Below are 4,236 nucleotides of genomic sequence, written 5' to 3' on the forward strand. Positions count from 1 at the left end.
CAACGCAAAACCGTGCTAAAGCAATCTGTATCCAAAGCACAAATGCTTGGGCTTTAGACCTAAAGGATTTTTTGGTAATAAGATCATTTTTTCCACTTGCCAACGATGCTAGAAGGTGCTACAATACACACTTCACACAGCATGAGAATGTGTGTTTTGATTGTCTAAATCGTTTTTAGAGCTAATACTCAAGTTTCTAGACTAGGGAGGCAGATCCCGAGTCTGTTGGATTATTTCAATACTGATGGAATTGCGGAGGTAAAATTACACCGAACTGAAACTTTAGGTGTGGGAGTATGTCAAGCAAAAAGGATTTTACAATATGGTCAATTTCGCAGTTGTGGGTTTAGGCGTGGGCAGCAGCCGCGCTCGGATGATTAAAAACACAGAAGGTGCTGAGCTGAAGTGCGTCGTCGATTTGAACGAAGCTCTTGCCAAACAGATCGCTGAGGAACTTGACACCGAGTGGACACCGAATCTGGATGATGTCTTGGGACGGAGCGATATCGACTGCGTGATGATGATGACGCCGAGCGGGACCCACGCAGCACTCGGCATCCGCGCAGCACAGGCGGGAAAGCATGTGATTACTACCAAGCCAATGGACGTTTCAACCGAAGCCTGCGATCGCCTCATCGCCGCCTGTGACGAGGCAGGCGTCAAGCTAGCTGTTGATTATCAAAGTCGCTATGTGGACACCAACTATCGTGTCGCTGAAGCCCTTCAGCGTGGATGGCTCGGTCAGCCTATTCTAGGCGAGGTCCGCTTCAAGTGGTTCAGAGCCGACGAGTATTTTGAGAGGAACGGGGGCTGGCGTGGAACGTGGGAGATGGATGGTGGCGGATCTCTGGCGAATCAGGGGGCACATCTGCTAGATCTTATTTCTTGGTTCATGGGCGATTTTGAATCAGCCTACGGCGAGATGGCAATTATGAATCATGACATTGAAACCGAAGACATCGGGCTTGCAATCGTGAACTTTAAAAGCGGTGCCAAAGGGGTCATTGTTGGGACAACAACCTTTCCGACGAGCGTCTATTTCAGTGCTGAAGTACATGGGACTGAAGGCGGGATTCTGGTTGACGATGTGCTTGGCGGGAAGATGCGTGTCTTTGGTGAAGGATTAGAGGAACGGCTCCAACAGATTGAGAATCCCATTCACAGTATCATCGAAGATTTTGTTCAGGCTTTTGAGGAAGGTGGAGATCTGAGAGTTGATGGCAGGGAAGGGCGCCGAACCGTTGCACTGTTGGAGAAAATCTACCAATCAGCCAGAGAGGGGAAAGTCCTGAGTGTCTGAGGACATTCCAAGTCTGTTTCTCGTGTCATTCGTGAAAATGGAGATTGTGATTGGAAGAAATTAAAACACAGCGGCGGAATAAAGGAGCAACGGGACGCGCTGTCCTAATTGGTCTGGCGCTTGTCGCCTTCAATGCCTATTGGGTAACAATTACGGAGATGAAATACCGAGCGGAAGCAACTGCGCTGCCGATATTCATCTATCCGATCTTTCTCCTGTTCTGGTTGGTCGTGCTCAACAACGGTATATTGCGGCTGTGGCCACGGATTCAATTCTCGATGGGAGAACTCCTCACCATCTACTCGATGATTGTGATTTCGACTTCGATCGCATCGTATGGGATGTTGCAGGATCTTTTCGCTATCGCTCTCCACCCCTACCAATTTGCGACCCAGGAGAATGAATGGAAGGAACTCTTTTTCCATTACATCCCACCTTGGTTTACCGCCAGCCCACCCGATGCCATATTAACCGGATACTACGAAGGGGACGCCTCCTTTTACGAGCCTAAGCACTTCAAAGCATGGCTGCGCCCCATGATAGTTTGGACGGTGTTCACACTGGTCTTGCTATTTATGCTCCACTGCATCAACACCCTCGTTCGACGGCAGTGGGTGCATACTGAACGGCTCGCATTTCCAATCATCCAGCTACCTGTAGCGATGACGCAGTCGTCGCATTTTTTGCGGAATGGTCTACTATGGGTCGGATTCTCTATCCCTTTCGTCTTGGACCTCATGAACGGGTTACATGTCCTTTTCCCGTCTGTTCCATACCTTCATCTCAAGCTACACTTTATCGGCAGACAGCTCACTGAGAAGCCTTGGGATGCGATGTCCAATACGATGATATCCTTCTATCCGTTCATGATCGGGCTCGGTTTTTTTCTGCCGTTGGACCTCTCGTTTACTTGCTGGTTTTTCTTTCTGATACGTCAGTTCAGCCGCGTATTAAGTAGCTATCTTGGGTTGGACACGCTCCCCGGCTTTCCCTACTTCTATGAACAATCTGCCGGCGCATGGATCTGCATGTGCCTCATTGCTATTTGGGTAACGCGGAGGCATTTGGTTTTTGCGTTTCGGACAGCATTTTCTGAAAAATCTGCTGCCGATGCAGACGAGCCGATGCGCTATCGGACAGCACTCTTTGGACTGATTGGCGGATTTCTGTTCTTGTTTATTTTCTCTTATCAGGCGGGTATGTCGGTAATAGCCATTCCAGTTTTCTTTGGACTTTATTTTGCTATTGCTATTGCTGTGACCCGTTTAAGGGCGGAATTCGGCGCGCCCCACGGTATCTTCAACCATCCTGCGGACATGATGGTGACCGCTTTAGGGACGCTGACTTGGGGTGGTGGTAGTTTAACCGTGATAAGTTTCTATCAATGGTTCAATCGGAGTTACCGATCGCACGCGATGCCGAATCAGTTTGAACCGCTCAAGATGGCTGAAGTTGCTCGCATTAATGGTCGTAGATTGATAATTGCGATGATGGTAGGGGCAGCTGTAGCGCTCATTGTTGGGATGTGGACAAACCTAGACATGATGTACCGGGACGGTGCGTCGGCGCGGGTATCATTCTTCAAGGGTTGGGTCGCCAATACTGCTTGGACCCGATTAGAAAACTGGTTGTTCCACCCAATGCCGCCCAACGTGCCGCGTACTACATTCATGGGCGTTGGTATGGCGATCGTAATAGTCCTTCATGTCTTGCGAACCCGTTTCTTTTGGTGGCCCCTCCATCCTGCCGGTTACCCACTTGCCGTTAGCTTTGCTATTGATTACTTTTGGTTTACTTTTCTTATCAGTTGGACAGTGAAAGCCATTATTTTGCGAGTTGGTCAGGTCAGAGGATATCAACGCTCCATCCCGTTCTTCTTTGGTTTGATCTTGGGTGACTTCATAACTGGAGGACTCTGGATGATCTACGGCGTCCTTACACAGCAGCAGACGTATATGATTTACTTGAATGGCGGGACATGGTATTGAAACTTAGATTGCAAAAATTTCAACAGAGGGAGACAGGATTTTGGAATATGTAAACTTTGGAACCGCCGGCGTCCAAGTGAGCCGGTTGGCTTTCGGCTTGGGCTTCAGAGGGCAGCCCGATGAAGCAGAAGCCCAGAGAGTCATCGAGCATGCTTTTGAACTTGGAATCAACCTCATCGATTGTGCAAATTGGTACGGTCCAATGGATGATCGAGCCAATCAGGGGCGTTCAGAGGTGATTCTGGGCAAGGCGCTCAAAGGTAAGCGGGATAACGTTGTGATTACCACGAAGGTCGCCGCCCCCACAGGATCAGGTCCGAACGATGAAGGCTTATCGAGGTATCACATCATGCGCGAAGTGGAGCGGTCGCTCAAGCGGTTGGACACAGACCATGTTGACGTCTATCTGGTCCATCGCTTCGATGAATTAACGCCACTTGAGGAGACGATACGGGCGTTAGACGATATCGTTCGTGCGGGTAAGGCGCGTTACGTCGGGTGTTGCAATTATGCGGCGTGGCAAGTTTGCAAATCGCTCTGGACTGCGGACAAGCACAACATAACGCCGTATATGTGCGTCCAAAATCTATACAATTTGCTAAATCGTCAGATGGAAGGCGAGATGTTTAGTATGGTAAGAGATATGGGATTGGGAACGATGGCGTTTAGTCCGTTGGCAGTCGGTCTTGTCAGTGGGGCATATTCACCGGATCGTCCACCCCCATCGGGGACTCTTTTTGCGGGACGTAAGGACGATTTTTCCCGAATGATGGATGAACGTTCCGCGCAGGTTATAACAACCGTTAGGCAGCTCGCTGATGAATTGGGGAAAACACCTGCTCAACTGGCTATAGCTTGGGTGCTTTCGCATCCAGAAATCACGGTTGCTATCAGCGGTGCCGACACAATCGAACACCTGAACGACAATATTGGTGCTGTCGGTTGGAC

3 protein-coding genes are annotated in these 4,236 nt (G+C 49.5%); all 3 read left to right on the forward strand.

Annotated features, from left to right (window positions below; genetic code table 11):
- Nucleotides 1-322 precede the first annotated feature (322 nt).
- Nucleotides 323-1,300, forward strand: coding sequence for a Gfo/Idh/MocA family oxidoreductase (locus J4G02_21255; GenBank protein MCE2397052.1), 978 nt, complete (start codon nt 323-325; stop codon nt 1,298-1,300).
- Between the two features lie 50 nt (nt 1,301-1,350).
- Nucleotides 1,351-3,288 (forward strand): hypothetical protein, encoded by a 1,938-nt coding sequence (locus tag J4G02_21260; GenBank protein ID MCE2397053.1) that lies wholly within the window; start codon nt 1,351-1,353, stop codon nt 3,286-3,288.
- 40 nt (nt 3,289-3,328) lie between these two features.
- The coding region (locus J4G02_21265; protein MCE2397054.1) for an aldo/keto reductase at nt 3,329-4,236 on the forward strand (908 nt) is incomplete at its 3' end.

This window comes from Candidatus Poribacteria bacterium, assembly GCA_021295755.1.
In the GTDB taxonomy this organism is placed as follows: Bacteria; Poribacteria; WGA-4E; order WGA-4E; family PCPOR2b; genus PCPOR2b.

Excerpts from the sequence above, each read along its gene's own strand:
- J4G02_21255 (MCE2397052.1), top strand. The coding sequence starts at position 323 with ATGGTCAATTTCGCAGTTGTGGGTTTAGGCGTGGGCAGCAGCCGCGCT.